The organism is Pedobacter indicus (genome assembly GCF_003449035.1).
Lineage (GTDB): Bacteria > Bacteroidota > Bacteroidia > Sphingobacteriales > Sphingobacteriaceae > Albibacterium > Albibacterium indicum.
The window spans coordinates 898,905-921,615 of record NZ_QRGB01000001.1; the positions used below are offsets into that span (position 1 = coordinate 898,905).

Sequence of the window (22,711 nt, forward strand, 5' to 3'; positions counted from 1 at the left end):
TCTTAAACTTGTTTTTATGAAAAACACCCGTTTGTCCATCGCTCTTATCTTGCTGATGTCGTTTCTGAGTATACCTTTAACTTATGCCCAAAAAGGAAAGACTCTGAAGGTTATGACCTATAATATCCACCATGCAAACCCTCCCAGTAAAGAAAGGTTTATCGATTTGCCTGCTATAGCAAAGGTGATCAACGAAAGCGGAGCCGACTTAGTCGCTCTGCAAGAAGTAGACGTCCACACCCAACGATCGGGTAAAGAAATTAATCAGGCTGCAGAATTAGGTCGTTTAACCGGAATGAATCATTTCTTTGTCAAAGGGATCGATTATGAAGGCGGCGAATATGGGATAGCAGTTTTGTCACGTTTTAAAATCCTGAAAACCGACAGCCTTCGCCTACCTATGAAGGAAGGCATTGGCGGAGAGCCTCGTGTGTTAGCCTTAATTACTGTGAAGCCTGCTAAAGGCAAAAAGATGGTTTTCGGTAGTACACATCTTGATTTAAAGCCCGAAACAAGAGTTTTGCAGGCAGAGGCTATTACGGCCCATCTCAAGGATCTTAAGCTGCCTGTTATTCTTGGCGGCGATTTTAACGCCAAACCCGAAAGCGATGAGATTGGTATTTTTGATCAACATTTCAAACGAAGCAGCATTCCCAATGGCTTCACCATCCCCGTAACCAAGCCAAATCGAGAAATTGATTTCATTATGTTTAAGCCAGAAGATCGTTTCGAAGTTGTTAAACATGAGGTAATTGATGAGCAGTATGCATCAGATCATTTGCCCGTTTACGTAGAACTGGAATATTAAACTGATTTAGGTACGTCCGCTCTCATTCGGCAACCCACTCTTTTTATTGGTTGATTAATTCTTTCCTGGAATGATGTTTTTTGGTGAGATCGCCGAGAGATCTCGAGTGAACTTGTTTAGGGTCCTCGCGTTGTGAAGCCGTAGTGCTCCCGTTGTCTTCTCGTTCAAAACCTTGATTTGTACGAGTTAACTACGAAGGAATAAGGGGTGAAGTACCCATGATAGTCGAACAAGGTCTAACCAACTTTTCAACCAAAAAACTCCTATCCATGACTTCTCGAAAAAATTGTATCTTCGCAATACTTAGAAACGTTGTAATATTCTATACATGAGTATAAGCAAACCAACCCGCCGTAGTTTTCTTCAGCTAACAGGTGTTGGTGCACTAACTTCGTTGATTTCTCCCCTTGATGTTTTTGCTGGTGCAGAGCTGGCGAAGGTGATGCAGGTGACCGAATTTGAAGCACCCTACCTACAGAATTTGGGTCCGGAACAGGTAGCCATTTCTGTGGTTGATACGAAAGATGCCGTTACGTGGGTTGAATTGACCGATGGGGGGACGACCCGGAAGATCGTTAATCAGCAGGATGGCTTTCTGGAAGCAGGTAAAGGACCGAAGACGTTTAAGATAAATAACTTAGTGCCGGGAAAGGAATATAGCTACCGTGTCTATCGAAAAGAAATTACTCTTTTTAAACCTTACGATCTTCAGTATGGTGAGACGCGCAAGACAAAAGATTATACGTTTAGAACACCTTCGCCTTCGTCTGAGTCGGTTTCTTGTCTGATCATGAATGATATCCATGATCGGCCACATTCTTTTGCACATCTGATGGCATTAAATAGTGAACCGTATGATTTTGTGGTTTTTAACGGTGATACGTTCGACTATCAAACTGATGAAGCGCAGCTAATAGATCACCTGTTCCTTCCAACGAGTGCTTTGTTCTCAGCAGAAAAACCGATGTTGATGATACGCGGAAATCATGAGACACGAGGGAAATATGCACGTGATTTTAAAAATTATTTCAGCTATCCGGACAATCAATATTACTTTAGCTTTCAGCAGGGTCCGGTACATTTTATTGTACTCGATACGGGTGAAGATAAGCCAGATGATGCTGAAGTTTATGGAGGGATTGTGAATTTCGATGCTTTCCGGGAAGAACAAGCACGTTGGCTTGAAGAGCTGATGAGGAGTAAGGCCTATCGGAAGTCACCTTATAAAGTGGTTTTCATGCATATACCGCCTTTTCATTCTGGTGACTGGCATGGTACGATGCACTGTAGAGAACTTTTTGCCCCTCTTTTTGAAAAATATAAAGTCGACTTGGTTATTTCAGGTCATACACATCGATATGGAATCCATCAGGCGAATAACGAGCATTCGTTCCCGATTGTCATTGGTGGCGGACCGCAAGAGGGTAAACGAACAATTATCCATTTGACAGCCGATAAGTCTAAGCTTTCGATATCCATGAAAGATGATTCCGGCAGAGTTGTAGGTGAGCTTACTATCTAAATTAAAATAGGAAACTGATGAATAAAGTAAAGTTGATTTTTACACTTTTTCTGTTTATTGCAACAAGTTGTTTGAAAGCACAGGACGGAACTATTGCCCCGCCTCTAGAAAAACAGGATAGCTTAGCGGCTCTGTATGATCAAATTCGCAATGCAGAATGGAAAGCGACTGAAGCAACGGAAGGGGTTATCTGGAAATACTTTCATTTCAATGATCTTTATTCATCGAAGCAGTTTGTCAGCGTTATCGAGGTTGATTTGGACAAAGGTATTTCGGTCGATTTACCCTATGTGACTGAAGGTTTTATGAAAACGAGTGAAGCGTCCGCTGAAGCGGGCGCGGTTGCTGCAATTAATGGAAGTTTTTTTGATACGAAAATCGGAGGCTCAACCGTTTTCTTGAAAAAAGATGGGAAAGTTATCAATGAAACCCGAAAGGGCTTTACCCCTTACCGAGAAGAGGTGGGGTTCGCGGTCGACAATAAAGGCAAGGTGGCGATTGTAAAGCGACCCGCGGAAAATATGGGTGGCTGGAATTCGGTCGACGCCTCAACACTTTTAGCATCGGGGCCTTTACTGGTCTATGGTGGTGAACTTGTTGAGCCCCTCGACAATCCATTTAATACCAATCGTCATCCTAGAACTGCTATTGGGGTAACCGCGGATAAACGTGTCATATGTGTGGTCGTAGATGGACGCTCATCAGAATCATACGGAATGTCGATATCAGAATTAGCGAAGCTCATGCATGCGCTGGGCTGCAAAGAGGCGATGAATCTGGATGGTGGAGGGTCGTCAACAGCCTGGGTTCAGGGGGAAGGAATCATTAATCACCCGACTGATAATAAGAAGTTTGATCATGAAGGAGAGCGATCTGTTGCGAATGCGATCCTTTTCATGCTCCGCTAGTCACATATTTCTCAAAACCGGGCTTTCTTCAAACTTTCATCAAAAACAAAAATTATCTTTGTTTAACCATGAAAGTGTTAGTAATCGAAGATAATCAAGATCTTGCCAGCAATATCATGTCATACCTGACGCGTGAGGGGTATGTTTGTGAACTTGCTAATAATCAAAGCACGGCCATTGATAAGCTGAGTACTTTTCAATATGATTGTGTGGTGTTGGATATTATGCTCCCCGATGGCAATGGTCTGGATATTCTACAGTATATAAAAACCAAACGTATAAAAAGTGGAGTACTGATAATCTCGGCGAAAAATTCCTTAGATGATAAAGTTCATGGGCTGGAATTGGGTGCCGACGATTATTTGACAAAACCATTTCATTTACCGGAGCTAAATGCACGCTTGAAGGCCATATACCGTCGCAAGTACCTGGAAGGTGATCACTTGATCAGTTTCAATGATATCTCAATTAATATTGACACGATGGAGGCTTTTGTAAATGATACATTGCTTGACCTAACTCGTAAAGAATATTCTCTATTGGTGTATTTTATCACGAATCAGAACCGTGTACTAACCAGACAGACGATCGCTGAACATTTATGGGGCGATTATGCTGATAACTTGTTGAATTTTGATTTCGTTTATCAGCATGTGAAGAACTTAAGAAAGAAGATTATTCAGGCTGAAGGACACGATTATATCGAGACGGTTTACGGGTTAGGGTATAAGTTCAATAATAATTCTGTTAAATGAAGTTAATACAGAAGTTTACACTATTGTATTTGCTTATCACCGTGGTCGTGCTCATCATCGGGGGTGTCTTTTCTTATCATGTTATCAAGAAAGAAGTCGACAAGGAACAGACCCGTTATTTAAAACGGAATATCGATTTTACGATGCAGGAACTATCTCGTGGGATTTACCCTGATTCATTATTTCAAAATAAAATGGAAGTGCAGAGACTCGATATGTCTGTTCCGGAGATTGAGTTTTTTGTAAGAGATACATTGGTATGGCTGAACTACTTAAAAAGGTTTGAACCGCAGGTGAAAGTTTCTGCGTCCCGGAAAATTAATAACAACCATTATTATATTTCAACCTACGGTGCAATTGTGGATACGCAGGATATCACCGATGCTGTGGTAAAGTCGATTAGTGGAATTTTTCTGATCATGCTGTTTGTGACTGCTCTGGTTAGTGTTTTGATTTCGAGAAAAATTCTCAAACCTTTTAATCAGACATTGAGGGAGATGAAGCTATTCAGGCTTAATGAGAAAAAACCTCTGGCATTAATCGGAACGAGTACTAGTGAATTTAGGCGACTAAATCTGCTGTTGGAGAAAATGACGGATAAGATGCGGGACGATTATGCTGCTTTAAAGGAATTTTCTGAAAATGCTTCACATGAACTTCAGACCCCCTTGTCTATCATCATGGGTAAACTTGAGTTGTTAATGGATTCAGATATTAGTGATGAACAAGCTCGGTTGATTCACAGTGCGCAAAACTCGGTTGATAAGTTGAGTAAAATGGGGCAGTCGCTCTCACTACTAACTAAGCTGGGGAACCGTGAGTTTGAGTCGCCCGGCCCGATTAATCTGTCTGCACTTGTAAAAGAATGCCTCTTTGCCTTCCAGGAATTACTGGAGATGAAGTCGCTGACACTCGAGGATGAAATTGAGGATGATGTAATGGTCAGCCTTCACCCTGTTTTGGCTAATATTTTGTTGAATAATTTGATGAGTAATGCGATTCGCCACAATGTTCTTAATGGCTTGATCAAAGTGTCCTTGAATCATGATCGACTTGAAATTGCAAACACTGGTGAGGAATTGACCGCCCCTGCGGAAGAGATGTTTGAACGGTTTCGTAAAAATGACCCGAATAGCCAATCGATCGGACTCGGTCTTGCAATTGTTAAACAGATATGTAACCAAAATGATCTACAAATTTGTTACGAATATCGGGGTGTAATGCACGTTCTTCAAATTTCCTTCAAAATGTTATCAAATTCTGCTTAAATATCTGGACTAGCTTTGTATTTAGATTACTAAAGTTAAAACTAATACATATTCAGATGTCCTTTCAACCCAAACAGATCCTTAAAATTAGCACTTGGTTACTTCTTTTATTTTGTTTCGTTGCGAATGAATCACAAGCACAACAAAATGGATCGATTCGTGGGCAGGTTGTCGATGAGACAAAAAACGGATTGGAGTTCGTAGCGATATCGCTATTGAAACTTCCTGACTCTACATTTGTTGAGCATGCTGAAACGGCGGCCAATGGGCGCTTTCAATTTCCGGCTGTAGCCCCAGGAGCATATGTGATTAAGACCAATTACATTGGTTATGATGTTGCACAACGAAGTGTAACCATTGAAGCCGGAGACAATGAAAACCTTGGTGTGATTAATCTGTCGGTTGACAGTAAGCTGCTGCAAGAGGTAGTCGTAGAGCGTGAAGCTCCTGCGGTTCAATACGAATTAGATAGAACTGTCTTTAATATCACCTCAGATGTGCAGGCAATGAGTGTGAATGCGACCGAAGTTTTGGAGCAGATTCCGATGGTTGAACTGGATGAAGAAGGTACACCTAGTGTAATGGGACAAGGACTTACCGTGTTGATTGATGGTAGGCCTTCTAGGATTTATGGTGATAATATTGAAACTGTATTAAAGCTGATCCCTTCGGGTGTAATTGAAAAAGTAGAAGTGATCACAAGTCCGTCTGCGAGATATACAACCGAAGAGGGCGGAATCGTCTTGAATATCGTGACGAAAAGTAAGAGCCTGATTGGGGTAAGTGGGATTGCTACCATGAATGCTACAACAAATAATCGCTACTCGCCATCTTTGAATGTGAATATTACCAGAAAAAAAATAGGTTTTAATAACAGCGTTAGTTTTGATTTTGACAAGGAACCTACAGAAAGTCGGATCTATCGGGAAAACCGGGTTGGCGACTTGTTTTTTACAGATCAGCAACGTACCGGGATGGATATTGATAAAGACTTCTCGTACAATGGGAACCTTTTTTATAACTTCAATGAAAACAACACAGTTGGAGTGTTCTTTGGTATAGGAAGAGATACCGAAGATGAGGAGGAGGTGTTGTTAACACGTTCGTACAATAGTGAGAACGAAGATATCTCCTCTTATCGTCGTGTTATTGATGGGACAGAAAATTCTTGGCAGTATCGTGGAGGAATCGACTATAAGCGAACCTTCGAGAACGAGAATCAGGTGTTGGATCTTCAGGCTTACTATTCGACCCGTGATGATAAAGATATCGAGATATTCGATCAAGAAAGTGAATGGGAAGATTTGGAGTACCTTCAGCACCAGACTTCGATCAGTGAGGATGAAGGCTTTACCTTTCAGGGAGATTATGTTCATCCGTTTGGAGAAAATGCCATGTTAGAAGCCGGCGTGCGTGCAGAGTGGGAAACAGACGCAAACGAGTTTACACCGCTGGAGTTCGATAACGAATTGGGCGAGTATGTTATAGATACCGAATTGCTGAACGATTATGAATCGCGAGAGAAAGAGTTTACTGGTTATTTAATGTATCGCAATTCATTCGACAGACTGAGTGTTCAGGCGGGAGCGCGGCTGGAGAAAGCGATATTAAAAACGGAGCAGCGAATTTTGAATCAGTCGTACGAGAATGATTTTCTGAACCTGATCCCTACGTTAAACTTGTCTTATCGTTTGAAAAACGAAGACAATATCAAGTTTAGTTACAGCCGTCGAGCTCGCAGACCATGGTGGCGTCAACTGAACCCTTTTGTTGATTACTCAAATCCAGAGGATATTCAATCGGGAAACCCTGATCTGGATCCAGAACTTATCAATTCATTTGAAGCTAGTTACGGTAAATTTATCAATCAGTTCAATCTTTTTGGTTCTGTTTTCTATCGCCATAGCAATAATCCTATTCAACGGGTAAGTACGGTGGATGCCAGTGGTGTAACGCATACAACTTACCAAAATATTGGTACTGAAAACTACTATGGACTTGAAACGGGGGTCAGTGCAGATGTGGTTCCGAACTGGAATGTCCGATTGAATATTGGTCTGAGAAAGAATGAGGTATTAGGCTTTGATCGCGAAAATTCGCAAATGTCATTTACCGGACGGTTTTCAACGTTTTTTCCCATCGCTGCCGGATTTAGAGGGTATGCATTTGTTCGCTATCGGGGGCCGCGTGCTATTGCGCAAGGAACCATGAAGGGCATGCTGATTAGCGATGCCGGAATCCGTAAATCTTTTTTCAATAAGAAGGCTAATTTCTCAGTTCGGGTTTCAGATATTTTCAACCAAATGCAGTTTTCCAGAACCTTGGAACAAGAAAACTTTTTCCAGACAAGTGATTATAAAAGACAGTCGCGCTACGTGTCTTTCAGTATCAGCTATATCTTTGGAAGTTTGAGAGATAGCGGTGGTAGAGGTGACAGCGATATGGATCAGGGTTCGGGTGATATGGGAGGCGGTATGCAAGGCGGAATGGAAGATTAACAATGAATTAATAGAAAAGCGGCTAGAAAGAATTACATTAGCAATGTAAAACTGCAAATTTTTTAGCTGATGAAACGGATATATACAACCCTTCTACTCTTATTGGTTATTAGCGCATCTGTTGTTGCGCAGGAACTTAAAGTAGCGACCTATAATCTCAGGTATGCGAACACAAGCGACACAGGAAATCTATGGCCAGATCGTGCGCCTTATGTTGGTGCTCTGATTCGATTTCATGATTTTGATGTTTTTGGGACGCAGGAGGCGCTAAACTCACAGTTAGTTGATTTAAATGAAATGCTTCCTGATTACGCACGCTATGGCGTGGGGCGTGATGATGGGGAAACAGGAGGCGAGCATTCGGCGATCTTTTATAAAAAAGAAAAGTTTACATTGCTGGATAAAGGCGACTTTTGGTTAGCTGAAAACCCCGATGTGCCGGGTAAAGGTTGGGATGCAACATGTTGTAATCGAATTGTATCTTGGGTTAATTTAAAGGATAATAAGTCAGGAAAGCAGTTTTTCTTTTTCAGCGCTCATTATGATCATCAAGGAAAGGTGGCGAGAAGAGAAAGCAGTAAGTTGGTATTGGAAAAGATTAAAGAGATTGCCAAGGGTAAGCCGGTTATTCTGGTTGGAGACCTTAATGCGGATCATGAAAGTGAACCCTATGAGATCCTACAGGATTCAGAGCTACTGGATGATTCTTATACCTTAGCAGACGACCCATATCATAATAATGGAAGTTTTAGTGGCTTTAAGACGTCGAATAATATGACTATTATCGATCATATTTTTATCACCAAAGGTATTGAAGTTGATAAGTGGGGCGTGTTGACGGATACCTATTTCGGGAAGTACCCTTCAGATCACTTTCCGGTAATGAGCATCATTAGACTTCCTTAGACACTTCTTTAGACTTACACTCTGTCGGGCTTTTTTAAATACGAACTCACGATAAAAAGGCATAGCAGAGGGAAGATTGCAAAAAGAATGAATAGCCAAAAGGCCGCAGATTGAGCTCCTTCTAAGCCGCCGGGCTCATTGATCCCCGCTAAATTTGTGATGATTCCGGCGAATGCTGTTCCGAATGCAGTTGCAATCAGCTGTATCGACGTGATAGAAGTAGATGCTTGGTCTTCATCGCCCTTTTTTGCTGACGAGAGAACAAGTGTAAGAAGGTGAGGCCAACCGAGTCCGATACCGATACCTGTTAATGCTAGTCCCATACAAGTCAATATAAAGCCCAGGCTACTTCTTCCGAAAGGTGAGGGTAATAAAAATGCCAGCATGAGTATGCCAACAAACATACATAAAGGGCCTAGTCTAATAATATTATATACCTGACTTTTAGCTACTCCTGAAAACCGAATGGATGCGGCCGTCCATCCTAAAGAAATGATAACCGTCAGATAGCCTGCTTTTAGGGGCGCATACTGATGGATTTCCTGAAAGAAATAGGGAATATAGATTTCAGGATTCGTGCATAAAATTAACAGAGCCATCGCAGCATAAACAACACCCAGTGTGCTGCGAAATGTATATGCGCCGCGTGGTAATAGCCGGCTCGTTGAGTTTTTCTCGAGTCTGACGATAATGAAGATGAAGATGAACGAGATCAGCAAACCTGTGAGGTTGAACGTTAAATTCGATGTGAGGCTACCGAACGACAAACAGAGGATGGCAATACTTAGCAATATCAGTTTACCGAATGGTATTGCTGTGTTCTGCTTGGAGAGTTGATGCCGCCGCGGGAATACTTTTGAAATAAGGAATAAAAGGATGATCGAAAATATAACGATTGCGCCGAAAGCCATCCGCCAAATATCTAATTCTGCAAATATTCCGCCGATAAATGGACCCGATAGAGCGGCTACTCCCCATATACCTGACAAAAGCGCCATGGCCCTTGGCCATAAAGCCTCACTGTATACCACCCGTACCATAGAATAGGAAAGTGCCATCAATAATCCTCCCCCAAACCCCTGAACGGTTCTTCCTATCAACATCACATACATTGTCGGGGCAAGTGTGCAGGCAAGTGTTCCTGCGATAAAGATGGCGATGGACAGTTGAAAGGATCTCCGTGGACCATAGGTGTTTAAGAGTCTGACAGATAGAAATGATCCGAGGATTGAGGTAAGAACGAACAAGGTGGAGTTCCAAGAGTAAAACTCCATTCCGCCGATATCTTCAACGACAGAAGGTAAAATGGTAGTAACGAGATAGATATTGATGGCGTGAATACCGAGTCCGCCAGCCAAGGCGCCTGTTTTAGCTCGGTTTTCTTTAGAAAATAAGATACTCCAATTGTTGTCTGCCATGGATTGATATACGTTAATCTTGGTAAATATTAGCTATAATAATACTGAATTAATAGGTCTTTTGTTAGTTCTTTTCTTAAAATTTTGCCAACAACTTTTTAACTGTTACTATTTTTTTTATATATTAGTTGAAAGAGATTATAGCCAACTATAACAAAAGTGATATTATGAAGTTTTGATTGCTCGCTTTACGGGTACGTAAACTTATAAAACCTAATTATGCTATAGCCAATATGAACAATTATGAATCGTATACAGATACTGAATTAGCAAGTCTTCTGGCTCATGGAGACGAGTCGGCATATATTGAGTGCTATAATCGTTACTGGAAAAATTTATTTATACATGCCTGTAGAATGCTTCGTGATGAGGACCAAGCGATGGATATTGTACAGGATATTTATTCAAACCTTTGGAATAAAAGAGACTCGTTGATTGTTAATTCCTCTATCAAAACGTATTTGTATACATCTGTTAGAAACCATGTCATCAATGTGATAAATAAAGGCAAACAAAAGGATAAGTATTTGGATTCTATCGCTGCCTTTGCGCAAAAGGGAGAATCTTCCACGGATGACTATGTTCACTTTAAAGACCTGGTTGAACGGATTGACAGAGAGGTTGATAAATTTTCGCCACGAATGAAAACTATATTCGTTCTTAGTCGTGAAGACGGGATGTCTAATAAGGATATCGCTGAAAAATTAGAGATAACGGATCATACTGTTAAAAAAACAATAAACAGAGCTTTAAAGCTACTCCGAACCCAAATCTCTTCTTTCTTTTAGCAATGAATTCGTTTTGTACGTCTACCTAGGTTAGTCTTGATAGTCTATATAGTATAAGGACCTGGAATTGGGGCTACAATATTATGGATGACAATGAATAAAAAAAATGCAGAGGAACTAATTAATAAATACTTGGAGGGTACCTGCAGTCCGGAAGAAAAGTCTTTGGTAGAACGGTGGTATAATCATGCAACAGATGAGCATCATTTGATGCCTTCGAACAGAAATATAGACGAAATTGGGGATGAGATTTTTCAGCGACTTCCCGTAAAGAGAAAAAGTAGGATAAGTATTTTCTATCGTTCAATTGTCGCTGCTGTATTCTTGGCTGCGACCACCTTTGTCATCAATTCGTTCCTTAAGGATCAAAATGAGGTTGCTGTCATCGATAGGGATCTGGAATCAATTCTCCCGGGAGGAAACAAGGCATATTTGACCTTAGAAGATGGAAGCCGTGTTTTATTAGACGAACTGGATGAAGGAAAGAGTTTGCAACAATTGGGCGTGTCGATTTCTAAGACGGAAGAGGGGCAATTAGTTTATTCGATAGATGAAAAGCCGGAGAGTGAGCCCAAAATAGTGAGGTATAACACCATATCGACTCCACGAGGAGGGCAATACCAAATTCTATTGCCCGATGGTACAAAAGTTTGGCTGAATGCAGAATCTTCGCTTACCTATCCCACAACGTTCTCGTCTCTAGGTGAACGGAAGGTTGTATTAAGAGGCGAAGCATATTTTGAAGTAATGACTAACGAAAAGATGCCGTTCTTGGTCCATGCGATTTCGCCCGATAGCTCACTATCACAAAATATAGAAGTTCTCGGTACGCATTTTAATATTAATGCTTACGGAGATGGTGGTATATTAAAGACCACCCTCGTCGAGGGTTCTGTCAAAGTGAGGAGCGGCGATCAACAGGCTATATTGAAACCCAACCAGCAGAGTAATGTCGACGGTAATAACCTTAACATTAAGAACATGGACGCCGACGTCGCAATAGCGTGGAAGAATGGCTATTTTATGTTTGAGGATGAAAGGATTGAAGATATTATGTTGAGAATTGCGCGATGGTACGACGTAGAAGTGGATTTTCAGCATGTGGACAAGACGCAGGTCTTTTCTGGCACTATTTCGAAATTTGAAGACGTGAAAAGCGTGTTAAACTTGCTTGAACTAACTGGGGGTGTGCATTTTAAGATCCAACAGAAAAAAATTATTGTAAATTGATGTCTACCACCGCACCCTAAATTTGTCTTATATATAGATCGGTTACGTTCACGTGAATGTAGATCGACTAAACAGTTTAACCAATTTATCATTCGACTTAAGAATTGCTTATGAGAGACTACTACTATTACTAATTTGAATGCTGAAAAAATCACCAGAAATGTGCTAGCATCTCTGGTGATATACATTCAGTTAATCCACAATTAAAAATCTAAATAACTAACCGAACATAACAAATGTATGAAATTTATTAATGCTATCGGGCTGTCTCACCGCAGGTGGTTGGCTCAAATCATGCGTATTATGAAACTCATTGTCTTCTTAATGGCCATTTCTTTTTTACAAGTGAGTGGGGAGACCCTTGCACAGAAAGTGACGCTCAAGCAGGAGAATATAGCCTTGAAAGATGTTTTCAATCATATCAGAGACCAAACCGGATACGATGTCTTGTGGCAGTCTGGAAAACTCAATGATCGTGAACGGGTAGACGTTGATTTTCAGGAAGTAGACTTGAAGGAAGTATTGAGCTCAGTACTGACACCGAAAGACTTGGCATATACGATTGTAGATAAGACGGTGGTTGTAAGGCCGCGTCCACGGTCAACCGTGCCAACTTACGAAAAGCGGAGTCAACAAAGCGTGTCTGGGGTCGTTCAGGATTCATTAGGTGTAACATTGCCGGGAGCTTCTGTAATGATCAAAGGAACAAATGTAGGAACTCAGACTGATGGTAGTGGTCGATTTTCCTTTCCTGCCCTCGATGAGGACGTTGTATTGGTTGTATCATTTACAGGCTTTGTTACTCAGGAGGTTCCCCGTCGAGGCAGAACTTCAATTACTGTTGTTTTAAAAGAAGATCCAGCAGAACTGGGAGAGGTTGTGGTTGTTGCATTTGGTACACAGAAGAAAACGGATATGGTGGGTGCGGTTACTACTATCAAGCCGTCGGATCTGCGTGTTCCGTCAAGTAATCTTACAACTGCTTTAGCAGGACAAGCAGCGGGTGTTATCGCTTATCAACGAAGTGGGGAGCCTGGGCAAGATAATGCTGACTTCTTTATTCGAGGGGTTACTTCATTTGGTACGGGAAAAGTGGATCCTTTGATTTTAATTGATGGTGTAGAGTTGGGAGTTACGGAATTGGCACGTCTCCGACCAGATGATATTGAAAGTTTTTCAATCATGAAAGATGCGACTTCGACTGCGCTCTATGGTGCCCGAGGGGCAAATGGGGTTATTTTTGTTACAACCAAGCAGGGTAAAGAAGGAACTCCAACAATATCGTTTCGAGCAGAGAGTTCTCTTTCCGAACCAACTGCGAATGTCGAATTAGCCGATCCGGTAGATTTTATGAAGCTCTATAACGATGCATTAATATCGAGAAATCCATTTGAGCCTCCTCTGTATTCTCAAGAAAAAATCGATGCCACTGAACAAGGCCTTCATCCGATTCTATTTCCGGCAGTCGACTGGCGCGATGAATTATTTAAAGATCAAACTTTCAATCATCGCTATAATCTGAATGTAAGTGGAGGGGGAAAGGTGGCGAGATATTATGTCGCAGGTTCATATGCACAAGACAATGGTGTGCTAAAAGTCAATGGTATTAACAATTTTAATAATAATATAAACTTAAAAAGTTACACGTTGAGAGCAAATGTTAATATTGATTTAACTAAATCAACTGAACTAATCGTCCGTTTAAACGGTAACTTCGATGATTATGTGGGGCCGATTGAGGGTGGGTCAGCTATATACAATAAGGTTATTCGAACTAACCCGGTAGACTTTGCTCCGTATTATCCAATTGATGATTCGCACCGTCATATACAACATATTATGTTTGGCGGTTTGGCTGATCGTTCATTTTTGAATCCATACGCCGACATGGTGAAGGGATACAAAGATTATACTAGATCTTTAATGATGGCACAAATGGAGTTAAAGCAGGATCTATCTGCAATAACTGAGGGCTTAAATGTTCGAGCAATGTTTAATACAAATCGAATATCTAGATTTGATATTGAACGCTCATATAAACCCTTTTTCTATGACCTAGAATACTTTGATCGACGGACTGGTGACTATGAGATATATTCCTTTAATGAAACTTCCGGAACTGAGTTTTTAGATTTCGGAGTAAACGAAGGCCTGAGACAACAGTCTTCCGTTTTTTACATGGAAACTGCATTGAATTATGCCAGAGTATTTAATGAGAAGCATTCTTGGAGCGGTTTACTTGTTGCGATTATGCGTTCCAACATGGATGCAAAAGCGAGCAGCCTTCAATTATCTCTTCCTTCACGAAATTTAGGGGTTTCTGGACGAGCAACCTATGCTTACGATAGCCGTTATTTTCTCGAGTTTAATTTCGGATATAACGGCTCGGAGCGATTTCATGAGAATAAACGCTGGGGGTTTTTCCCGTCAGCTGGGGTAGCTTGGAGCATATCGAATGAAAAGTTCTGGGAGCCAATGAAGAATACGATTAATAATTTTCGTATTAGAGGCACCTATGGTCTTGTAGGAAATGATGAAATCGGATCAGCCTCTGATCGATTCTTTTATCTTTCTGAAGTAAACATGGCGGCGGGTAACCGGGGATTTACTTTTGGGCGAGAGGGGGGTAGATCAATCAGCGGCGTAAATGTTACGAGATATGCAAATGAAGGTGTAACATGGGAAACTTCTTATAAAAGTAACCTCGCTCTTGAGTTAGGATTATTTAATAAAGTAAATATCCAAGCCGATTTCTTTTCCGAAAGAAGAACGAATATTTTAATGAATCGGGCTGATATTCCAACTACAATGGGATTAACAGCGCCTGTACGAGCAAATGTGGGTGAAGCTTCTGGTCGAGGAATGGATATATCTCTTGATTATTCGCATAGCTTCCAAAATGGTATGTGGTTACAAGCACGAGCAAACTATACTTATGCCACTAGTAAATATCGTGTATATGAAGAACCAGTTTACGAAAGGGAGTGGTGGAAATCTAGGATTGGACAACCATTAGGACAGCTTTATGGTTACATTGCAGAGCGCTTGTTTGTCGACGATGCAGAGGTTCAGAATTCACCTCAACAAAATTTTGGCTCACAAAATATAGCGGGAGATATAAAGTATAAAGATATCAATGGTGATGGACAGATCACTACTTTAGATCAGGTGCCGATAGGATTTCCTACAGTGCCGGAGATCGTATATGGTGGTGGGTTTTCCTTTGGTTGGAAAGGATTCGATCTATCAATGTTTTTACAAGGGTCAGCTCAATCTTCATTTTGGACTGGAGGTGTTGTTGATGGAGTAGCCGGCCCTATAAATGTTCAGCCTTTTGTTGGTGGAAAACAAGTATTACAAGCTTTTGCTGACAGTCATTACTCATTAGATAATCCGGATATCTATGCTTTGTGGCCGCGACTAAGCACCGAGAATCAAGCTAATAATATGCAGTTGAGTACATGGTGGTTGAATGACGGATCTTTTCTTCGTTTAAAACAAGTTGAATTAGGTTATTCTATACCAGAGCATCTTACTAAAAGGATTTCAGCTAAGAACCTTCGTTTTTATTTGAGTGGAACAAATTTATTTTTATTAAGTGGATTTAAATTATGGGATATAGAAATGGGTGGAAATGGCTTAGGGTATCCCTTGCAAAGAGTTGTAAATCTGGGTGTTAATATGACATTTTAAAATGTATTTATGAAAAATATACGATTAATAACATTAACTTTTCTTGTCATGATCACGATAGGCTGTAATAAATTTATAGATGTCGTGCCTGATAATGTCCCTACTCTGGAATATGCTTTTAGGATGCGGAGTGCTGCTGAAAAATATCTCGCAACTTGTTATTCCTTTTTGCCCGACTTGGGACATCCAATGTCAAATGTAGCACATGCAGGGAGTGACGAATTATGGATAAATACCGCATTCGATAATAACTCAACCAAATTAGCCAGAGGAGAACAGAATAGAAATTCTCCATATTTAGATTTTTGGAGTGGTCAGAATAGCGGTGAACCGTTATGGACAGCTATCAGTCAATGTAATTTGTTTCTTGAAAATATCGTGAATGTACCGGATATGGAGGAATATGAAATACAACAGTGGATGGCCGAGGTGAATGTTTTAAAAGCATATTATTACTTTTATTTAGTACGTATGTACGGCCCGCTGCCTATTATCAAGGAAAATTTGCCTATTTCGGCTTCCGGAGAAGAGGTGCGCGTTTCTCGTCAACCAGTAGATGATGTGTTTGAATATATCGTGGAGTTACTTGATGAGGCTACCGAGTTTTTACCGGACCATGTTTTTGACGAAAATTCGGAGTTAGGCAGAATTACGCGACCGATAGCCGTAAGTCTAAAAGCTAGAGTGTTGCTCTATGCTGCTAGTCCGCTATTTAATGGGAATAGTGATTATAATAATTTCACGGGAAAGGAAGGGGAGCTGTTTTTCAATCAAATCTATAGCGTACAAAAATGGGAGCGCGCTGCTGAAGCTGCAAAAGCTGCAATTGATTTGGCTCATTCATTAGGATACAAACTTTATGTATTTGAGCCTGGAATGCAACAGCGGAGTCTTTCGGATACAACGTTGATTCAATTAACATATCGTGGGGCATTAACCGAACGCTGGAACTCCGAAATTATTTGGGCAAATACAGGCAGCACGACCCAAGTACTGCAGCGATATGCTACCCCTCGTGCGTTAGATGCTAGTCAAAGATTATATACGTTACCGAATGGGGTTCTTAGTGTACCATTAAAGATCGTCGAACAATTTTATAGTGAACACGGGGTCCCAATTGAGGAAGATCATACTTGGCATTATGCCGAAAGGTTTGATTTGAGGGTGGCAACGGAAGAAGAGAGATACAATATCAAACAGGGTTATACAACAGCGGCTCTGAACTTTCATCGCGAACCCCGCTTTTATGGAGGTTTAGGTTTCGATGGAGGTATCTGGTATGGTCAAGGTAAATATGACGATAATAATACGTATTGGTTTGAAGGGAAAGTAGGACAGTATGGGGGTAAAACAGGCATAAGTTATCATTCGGTAACCGGATATTATCCCAAAAAGCTGAATTATTATACTAACACTTCGGTTGACAGGAGTACTTGGAATTCTACTAATTATCCATGGGTAATGCTGCGCCTAACTGATTTGTATTTGATGTATGCTGAAGCCATGAATGAAGCGTATGGTCCAAGTGACGAAGTTTACGAGTTTCTTAATATTATTAGGGAGCGTGCAGGAATACCTACGGTTCAAGAGTCGTGGTCCAAGTTCTCTCGTATACCTACAAAATATACGACGAAAGAAGGTTTACGGGAAATTATTCAAAGAGAGCGATCGATTGAATTAGCTTTTGAAGGACATAGATTTTGGGATATCAGACGTTGGAAAACAGCTGTAGAAGAAGGGTCTAAACCTATCTCTGGCTGGGATGTAGACCAATCTTCAACTGAAGGGTACTATCGGGAGAGGTTGATTTTCAAACCAGACTTTAGTTTAAGGGACTATTTCTGGCCTATAAGCGAGCGTGACCTATTAGTAAATAAAAATTTAGTGCAAAACCCCGGTTGGTAATTAATTTAATTAAATATGAGATTTGTATATTTATTTTTTTCTATATGCTTGTTTGGCTTTTTTTCTTGTAATGAAAGAAAGCTGGAACCATTAGTTCAAAAAGGAGATAAGCCTTCTATAGTGAGTGATATTTCAGTTAAGAATGACCATGGAGCAGCGACCATTTCATATGCTTTGCCCGATGACTCTGAATTATTATATGTAGAAGCCGAGTACACATTAGACAATGGCGTTACAAAGAAGGTTAAATCGTCAGTTTTTAAAGGGTTTGTTAAACTAGAAGGTTTTACCAGTACCAACGAAAGGGAAGTTTTTCTTTATACAGTTAATCGTTCAGAAATGAAATCCGATCCGATTTCAGTAAAAATAAAACCTCTCATATCTCCGATAGAACTAGCTTTTAATTCACTTTTACCAACTCAAGATTTTGGAGGGGTAAATGTTAAATACGATAATGAGCTAGAGAATGAGTATGTATTATATTTCTTAACCAAAGATAGTGTGGGTCAATGGGAGATATATGATAAACTATACACGTTGTCAACAGAGATAAACCCAAGCTTTTCTTTTCGAGGTTTAGGAGCTGAGCCGCAGGAGTTTGCTTTTTATTTTACTGATAAATGGCAAAACCGTTCAGATACATTATTTCAAACAATTACGCCCTTATATGAAGTTGAAATTGATAAGACCTTGATGAAACACTATCAACTTGATAACGATTACTACGTGCCAAAATTCGCAACAAGGCAGCTGAAAAATTTATGGGATGGACCTAGTACTGCAGCAGGAAGTAATTTTTTTCTACAAGAATATACAGGCTTTGCTTTTCCTTGGTGGTTTACCATTGATTTGGGAAAGAAGTATCAAATTGGTAGAATGAAGGTCTTCCCTAGCCCTGCTCAAAGCGGTACGCGTTATAGCTACTTCTTTGGGAACTTGACACCCCGAGTTTTTGAAATATGGGGGAGTAATGACCCTGGAATTGATGGATCTTGGGATAGCTGGACACTGTTAGATAGATTTGAGTCTATAAAACCCTCTGGACTTCCTATGGGAGAGAATAGCGCAGAAGATATTGCAGTTGGGCTTGCCGGTGAGGATTTTACATTTTCAAATTATGAACAAGCTTATCGGTATATTCGAGTGAAAGTAATGGATAGTTGGTCGTCTCAAGCTGGATTTATTTTACAGGAGCTTACATTGTGGGGAGCACCGGTAGAATAGTTTTTTTGTTATCTATAAATAAGCATTGAATATCATGAAAAAATATTTTAAAAATATATTTCTCTTCGTATTGTCTATTATTTTTTTGATTAGCTGTAAAAAGTTAGATGATAATTATCGACAATTTATCGATGAGGGGGAAACTATTTATATCGGCAAAGCTGATTCGGTTATAGTACGGGGAGGAAACCATCGTGTCGAGATATCTTGGCTATTATTGTCGGATCCAAAAGTTAACAGTTATAAATTATATTGGAATAATTATCGGGATTCAACTTCTGCATTGGTGACCAAAACTTCGAATATCGATACTGTTCGAGTTTTGTTGGAAAACATGACAGAGGGCTTGCATCATTTTGAAATAGTATTGTATGACAAGATGGGCAATCATTCGGTACCTACTCAGACTTCGGGACGCTCTTATGGTGAACAGTATAGTAGTTTTTTGGTGAATAGAACATTTAATTCTGCCAAATTAATAAATGATGGAGATTTGCTTTTGGACTGGGTGGCGGCTGAAGAACAACTACTATATTCGGAATTACTATATCTTGATACTGATGGTAATAGTGTTAAACATATCGTTGATCGGGAAGCTCAATTAGATACACTTAAGAAGTTTCCGCTGGATGGAATATTTAAATTAATCTCAGCCTATAAGCCAGATTCTATCGCTTTAGATACATTTTATTCGAAAACGGAAGATATAAGGCCTCTTTGATGAAGGTAGAATTTGAATTCTTTTGTAATATATTCATACAAGGTTTAATGAAATGTTAGTTCTTTCATGTATCGAAGATGCTCATTGAGCAAAATTAATTTTTCCCTCCTTTATATGTGATCTCTTAAAGTTTGATTCTTCGTTATACTACTTCTCGTTTATCAGTATATAAGCTGAAAAATATGGGAAATAAATTCGTTGTTCCGTATTATTCTTATTATCAATGGTGATTCTTTCGACTTGCATCTGAACACGGTATTTTGCATTTTCTCCTTCGAGCATCATCCAGTCTCTGGGAGCTTTAATTTCATTAATCGTTCTCTCGGTATTAGAGCTTTGATTCGAAATTTTCAACGAATCATATTTATATCGGAGAGATGTTTGGAAAGCTTTTATATCGAGGGACACGCTGTCATTCCCATTAAATATGACGTAAAAGCTCTCTTCATTAGGATATGCGGTGGTTATGATGCCTGCTGGTGTTTCTACGCCGTCCTCTCCAGAATGATTGTTTCTCCAAAAAGCTATTTCGAAATCACTACTACGGAGGTAATTTTCACTATTGATGAAGCTGATACTTGTTTGCGCAAAGGGGTGGCGGTCGATTGCTAACATTGAAAAGGCTGTGTCCAATAAGCGTGTTTGTTTTTGGAAATTTGAATTTCGTAACGAGTCCTTTGTGCTGATGATCTGATTTTGTATTGTAGCAGTATTTTGTGAAATGAACGATTCTAGTGATATAAGTCCATGAAAACGTACCAAGTAGTTGATAATGGAAGCATTTTCTTCGCTTTTTTCTTTTAACATTATTTGTTTTGAAAATCGCGACAACTGCGATTTTTTTGAGATACTGCTTGCACTCTGGGGACCGCTGATGGAGAAAATAGTTGTTATAAATAGACTGATTGGAATAATCTTGACATTGGGTTTCTTCTTTGTAATAAAATAAAACGTCACAAAACTTAACCATAGTGCCAATATGAAAACGAAATAGCGCATTTCGGTAATTCCATAGTCCCCGATACGGACAAGGATGGCAATGAACAGGAGGATTAGCAGCGGCAGCATAAACCAAAAGAATAGTCTAGAAAATCGACTTATCCATGCGTTCTCTTCCGTTTCCCGTATCGGATAGATCAGCAGATATGATAATATTCCAAAAACTGCATATCCCATAATCAGAATTGAGACCAGACCATCGGGAAGCTGCATGCTAATAATTATCTTGAGTTCATAAACCAATAAAATTGCTAGATAGACAGTCAGCAGCGGAATGAGGACATATTGGGTGAAAATCTTTAGTGCTTTGGGATAGTCATTATGTTCGGTGGATTCGTTTAAATTTGTTGGAATTCCACCCAGAAAAAACAACGTGTTGAACCCTGCGGCGATTAGAATGAATAGCTTGTAATAGATATCGCCATCGAAATCAACCTGGAACAGTGCTTCGGTTGTATATAGAGCGACTGCCAAACCGATATAAAGTACGATCGAAAATAAGACGGACGTAAAAAAACGGAGAAAAAGTACCTTGTTAAAATGCCAAAATGCCTGAGGGTTAGATTTATTTATGTAAGCGCTGAAGGAAACGGATAGGTGACCTGCCAGAATCAGGAGAATAATTTTAAGGACGTCTTTTTGAAAATATTCGGGATAAATAAACCATGTTATACTGTAGCTTAGACCGATTACAATGAGTTGTATTAACCAGCTCATGTAACGAGGTAGTACCCGGCTTTCTGAAAATAATTCAAAAGATAAAGAAAAGGTAAAAGCGACTAAGCTTAAGGCGATAAGCTTATGAACCATATTGATGTGTTCGCTGGCGTAGTGATCTGCGACGGATAGCCATAAGACCATGGCAAACAGTGCGATTAGGGTTTGTAAAGGGAAACGGATAAGTATATTTCGAAGACTTAACCAAAGGGTATTGAGGGACGGTAATTTGAGCATAACTCGCTTTCTTTGAGAGTGAATTTACTTCAATTTTTTTTATCTTTGCGCATTATTTAACATTAAACGCCGTTTGCAGCGGTATCAATGAATTTATGGAAAAATATCAAACCTTGCTGTACTATTGCTACAGCCCAATAGAGAATGCAGAAGAATTTGCTGCTGAGCACCTCGCTTTTTGTAAAAGTCTGAACTTGGTCGGGAGGATTATTGTTGCCGACGAAGGATTGAATGGTACGGTTTCAGGTACGGTTGAGTCCTGTAAACAATACATGGCAAGCATTCATGCAGATGAGCGCTTTGCGAAAACCGATTTCAAAATCGATGACGTAGAAGAGCCGTCGTTTATTAAGATGCATTGTCGTTATAAATCAGAGATTGTACATTCGGGTCTTCGGAACCCTGATCTCATTGACCCAAATAAAGAAACGGGTATTCATCTTGAGCCGAAAGACTTCTTGGAAATGAAAGATCAGGAAGATGTGGTGGTGTTGGATGTGCGCTCGAATTATGAGCATAATTTGGGGAGATTTAAGAATGCGGTAACTCTGGATATTGAAAATTTCCGTGACTTCCCTGCAAAAATCAATGAACTGGCACAGTATAAAGACAAAAAGATATTGACTTATTGTACTGGCGGAATTAAGTGTGAAAAGGCGTCAGCATTGTTGTTGAAAGAAGGGTTTAAAGAGGTTTACCAATTACACGGCGGTATTATAAAATATGGGAAAGAAGCCGAGGGTAAAGATTTCGAGGGACAATGTTATGTATTTGACAATCGGGTGGCAGTGGATGTAAACCGTGTAAATCCGACGGTAATATCTACCTGCAGAAATTGTGGTACCAAAACTAACAAAATGATCAACTGTGCAAATCCTGAGTGTAATGAGCATTTCACGCAGTGTGATGCTTGTGGGGAGCAGTTAGAGGGTTGTTGTTCTGCAGCTTGCCAGACGCATCCTTTGAAAAGAGAATACGACGGTACAGGGTATTATGTAAAGATCCCACAGCCTGTTAACACGAAGAAACGTATTCTTACCGAATCTTAATTCTTGCATGTCTTAAGTTTTTACTTGGGATTATTTATAAAAGTTTAAAGGGTTTTTTGTAGTTT

General features: G+C 40.0%; 16 protein-coding genes. 14 read left to right on the forward strand and 2 right to left on the reverse strand.

Annotation, left to right across the window (positions count from 1 at the left end):
- Window positions 1-16 precede the first annotated feature (16 nt).
- The 7 genes from D3P12_RS04175 to D3P12_RS04205 all read left to right on the forward strand — a co-directional run bounded on the left by D3P12_RS04175 (window position 17) and on the right by D3P12_RS04205 (window position 8,665).
- Complete coding sequence (locus tag D3P12_RS04175) at window positions 17-808, forward strand: endonuclease/exonuclease/phosphatase family protein (protein ID WP_118193822.1); 792 nt, start codon at window positions 17-19, stop codon at window positions 806-808.
- A 328-nt stretch (window positions 809-1,136) separates the two neighbouring features.
- Window positions 1,137-2,330: a metallophosphoesterase family protein gene (locus tag D3P12_RS04180; protein WP_118193823.1), complete on the forward strand. Its 1,194-nt coding sequence runs from the start codon at window positions 1,137-1,139 to the stop codon at window positions 2,328-2,330.
- Window positions 2,331-2,347: 17 nt separating this feature from the next.
- Window positions 2,348-3,238 carry a phosphodiester glycosidase family protein gene (locus D3P12_RS04185; RefSeq protein ID WP_118193824.1) on the forward strand — a complete coding sequence of 297 codons (891 nt, stop codon included), beginning with the start codon at window positions 2,348-2,350 and terminating at the stop codon, window positions 3,236-3,238.
- 68 nt (window positions 3,239-3,306) lie between these two features.
- Window positions 3,307-3,993 (forward strand): response regulator transcription factor, encoded by a 687-nt coding sequence (locus D3P12_RS04190; RefSeq protein WP_118193825.1) that lies wholly within the window; start codon window positions 3,307-3,309, stop codon window positions 3,991-3,993.
- Window positions 3,990-5,261 carry a sensor histidine kinase gene (locus D3P12_RS04195; protein WP_118193826.1) on the forward strand — a complete coding sequence of 424 codons (1,272 nt, stop codon included), beginning with the start codon at window positions 3,990-3,992 and terminating at the stop codon, window positions 5,259-5,261. The genes D3P12_RS04190 and D3P12_RS04195 overlap by 4 nt, the downstream gene beginning before the upstream one ends.
- Window positions 5,262-5,317: 56 nt before the next feature.
- Window positions 5,318-7,759, forward strand: coding sequence for an outer membrane beta-barrel family protein (locus D3P12_RS04200; protein ID WP_118193827.1), 2,442 nt, complete (start codon window positions 5,318-5,320; stop codon window positions 7,757-7,759).
- Window positions 7,760-7,828: 69 nt separating this feature from the next.
- On the forward strand, window positions 7,829-8,665 hold the full coding sequence (locus tag D3P12_RS04205) for an endonuclease/exonuclease/phosphatase family protein (protein WP_118193828.1): 837 nt from the start codon (window positions 7,829-7,831) through the stop codon (window positions 8,663-8,665).
- Window positions 8,666-8,679: 14 nt separating this feature from the next.
- On the opposite strand, the gene D3P12_RS04210 is transcribed toward D3P12_RS04205, so the two are convergent.
- Window positions 8,680-10,083, reverse strand: a complete 1,404-nt coding sequence (locus D3P12_RS04210) for an MFS transporter (protein ID WP_118193829.1) — start codon at window positions 10,081-10,083, stop codon at window positions 8,680-8,682.
- A 233-nt stretch (window positions 10,084-10,316) separates the two neighbouring features.
- Between D3P12_RS04210 and D3P12_RS04215 the strand changes: the two genes are divergently transcribed.
- The 6 genes from D3P12_RS04215 (at window position 10,317) to D3P12_RS04240 (ending at window position 19,644) form a co-directional block, all read left to right on the forward strand.
- Window positions 10,317-10,871: an RNA polymerase sigma factor gene (locus D3P12_RS04215; RefSeq protein ID WP_118193830.1), complete on the forward strand. Its 555-nt coding sequence runs from the start codon at window positions 10,317-10,319 to the stop codon at window positions 10,869-10,871.
- A gap of 93 nt (window positions 10,872-10,964) precedes the next feature.
- Window positions 10,965-12,101: a FecR family protein gene (locus D3P12_RS04220; RefSeq protein WP_165438718.1), complete on the forward strand. Its 1,137-nt coding sequence runs from the start codon at window positions 10,965-10,967 to the stop codon at window positions 12,099-12,101.
- A 240-nt stretch (window positions 12,102-12,341) separates the two neighbouring features.
- The gene (locus D3P12_RS04225; protein WP_118193832.1) at window positions 12,342-15,794 is read left to right on the forward strand and encodes a TonB-dependent receptor; all 3,453 of its coding nucleotides are present in this window, start codon (window positions 12,342-12,344) and stop codon (window positions 15,792-15,794) included.
- 9 nt (window positions 15,795-15,803) lie between these two features.
- Window positions 15,804-17,699: a RagB/SusD family nutrient uptake outer membrane protein gene (locus tag D3P12_RS04230; protein WP_118193833.1), complete on the forward strand. Its 1,896-nt coding sequence runs from the start codon at window positions 15,804-15,806 to the stop codon at window positions 17,697-17,699.
- A 15-nt stretch (window positions 17,700-17,714) separates the two neighbouring features.
- Window positions 17,715-18,923 carry a DUF5000 domain-containing lipoprotein gene (locus D3P12_RS04235; RefSeq protein WP_118193834.1) on the forward strand — a complete coding sequence of 403 codons (1,209 nt, stop codon included), beginning with the start codon at window positions 17,715-17,717 and terminating at the stop codon, window positions 18,921-18,923.
- A 34-nt stretch (window positions 18,924-18,957) separates the two neighbouring features.
- On the forward strand, window positions 18,958-19,644 hold the full coding sequence (locus D3P12_RS04240; RefSeq protein ID WP_118193835.1) for a DUF4998 domain-containing protein: 687 nt from the start codon (window positions 18,958-18,960) through the stop codon (window positions 19,642-19,644).
- Between the two features lie 147 nt (window positions 19,645-19,791).
- On the opposite strand, the gene D3P12_RS04245 is transcribed toward D3P12_RS04240, so the two are convergent.
- The gene (locus tag D3P12_RS04245; protein ID WP_118193836.1) at window positions 19,792-21,597 is read right to left on the reverse strand and encodes a DUF4153 domain-containing protein; all 1,806 of its coding nucleotides are present in this window, start codon (window positions 21,595-21,597) and stop codon (window positions 19,792-19,794) included.
- Window positions 21,598-21,692: 95 nt separating this feature from the next.
- Between D3P12_RS04245 and trhO the strand changes: the two genes are divergently transcribed.
- Window positions 21,693-22,646, forward strand: coding sequence for an oxygen-dependent tRNA uridine(34) hydroxylase TrhO (gene trhO / locus D3P12_RS04250; RefSeq protein WP_118193837.1), 954 nt, complete (start codon window positions 21,693-21,695; stop codon window positions 22,644-22,646).
- Window positions 22,647-22,711: the final 65 nt, after the last annotated feature.

What these genes read in the sequence shown, in the direction of transcription:
- D3P12_RS04175 (WP_118193822.1), top strand. Translation starts at nt 17, where the DNA reads ATGAAAAACACCCGTTTGTCCATCGCTCTTATCTTGCTGATGTCGTTT.
- D3P12_RS04180 (WP_118193823.1), top strand. Translation starts at nt 1,137, where the DNA reads ATGAGTATAAGCAAACCAACCCGCCGTAGTTTTCTTCAGCTAACAGGT.
- D3P12_RS04185 (WP_118193824.1), top strand. Translation starts at nt 2,348, where the DNA reads ATGAATAAAGTAAAGTTGATTTTTACACTTTTTCTGTTTATTGCAACA.
- D3P12_RS04190 (WP_118193825.1), top strand. Translation starts at nt 3,307, where the DNA reads ATGAAAGTGTTAGTAATCGAAGATAATCAAGATCTTGCCAGCAATATC.
- D3P12_RS04195 (WP_118193826.1), top strand. Translation starts at nt 3,990, where the DNA reads ATGAAGTTAATACAGAAGTTTACACTATTGTATTTGCTTATCACCGTG.
- D3P12_RS04200 (WP_118193827.1), top strand. Translation starts at nt 5,318, where the DNA reads ATGTCCTTTCAACCCAAACAGATCCTTAAAATTAGCACTTGGTTACTT.
- D3P12_RS04205 (WP_118193828.1), top strand. Translation starts at nt 7,829, where the DNA reads ATGAAACGGATATATACAACCCTTCTACTCTTATTGGTTATTAGCGCA.
- D3P12_RS04210 (WP_118193829.1), bottom strand. Translation starts at nt 10,083, where the DNA reads ATGGCAGACAACAATTGGAGTATCTTATTTTCTAAAGAAAACCGAGCT.
- D3P12_RS04215 (WP_118193830.1), top strand. Translation starts at nt 10,317, where the DNA reads ATGAACAATTATGAATCGTATACAGATACTGAATTAGCAAGTCTTCTG.
- D3P12_RS04220 (WP_165438718.1), top strand. Translation starts at nt 10,965, where the DNA reads ATGAATAAAAAAAATGCAGAGGAACTAATTAATAAATACTTGGAGGGT.
- D3P12_RS04225 (WP_118193832.1), top strand. Translation starts at nt 12,342, where the DNA reads ATGAAATTTATTAATGCTATCGGGCTGTCTCACCGCAGGTGGTTGGCT.
- D3P12_RS04230 (WP_118193833.1), top strand. Translation starts at nt 15,804, where the DNA reads ATGAAAAATATACGATTAATAACATTAACTTTTCTTGTCATGATCACG.
- D3P12_RS04235 (WP_118193834.1), top strand. Translation starts at nt 17,715, where the DNA reads ATGAGATTTGTATATTTATTTTTTTCTATATGCTTGTTTGGCTTTTTT.
- D3P12_RS04240 (WP_118193835.1), top strand. Translation starts at nt 18,958, where the DNA reads ATGAAAAAATATTTTAAAAATATATTTCTCTTCGTATTGTCTATTATT.
- D3P12_RS04245 (WP_118193836.1), bottom strand. Translation starts at nt 21,597, where the DNA reads ATGCTCAAATTACCGTCCCTCAATACCCTTTGGTTAAGTCTTCGAAAT.
- trhO (WP_118193837.1), top strand. Translation starts at nt 21,693, where the DNA reads ATGGAAAAATATCAAACCTTGCTGTACTATTGCTACAGCCCAATAGAG.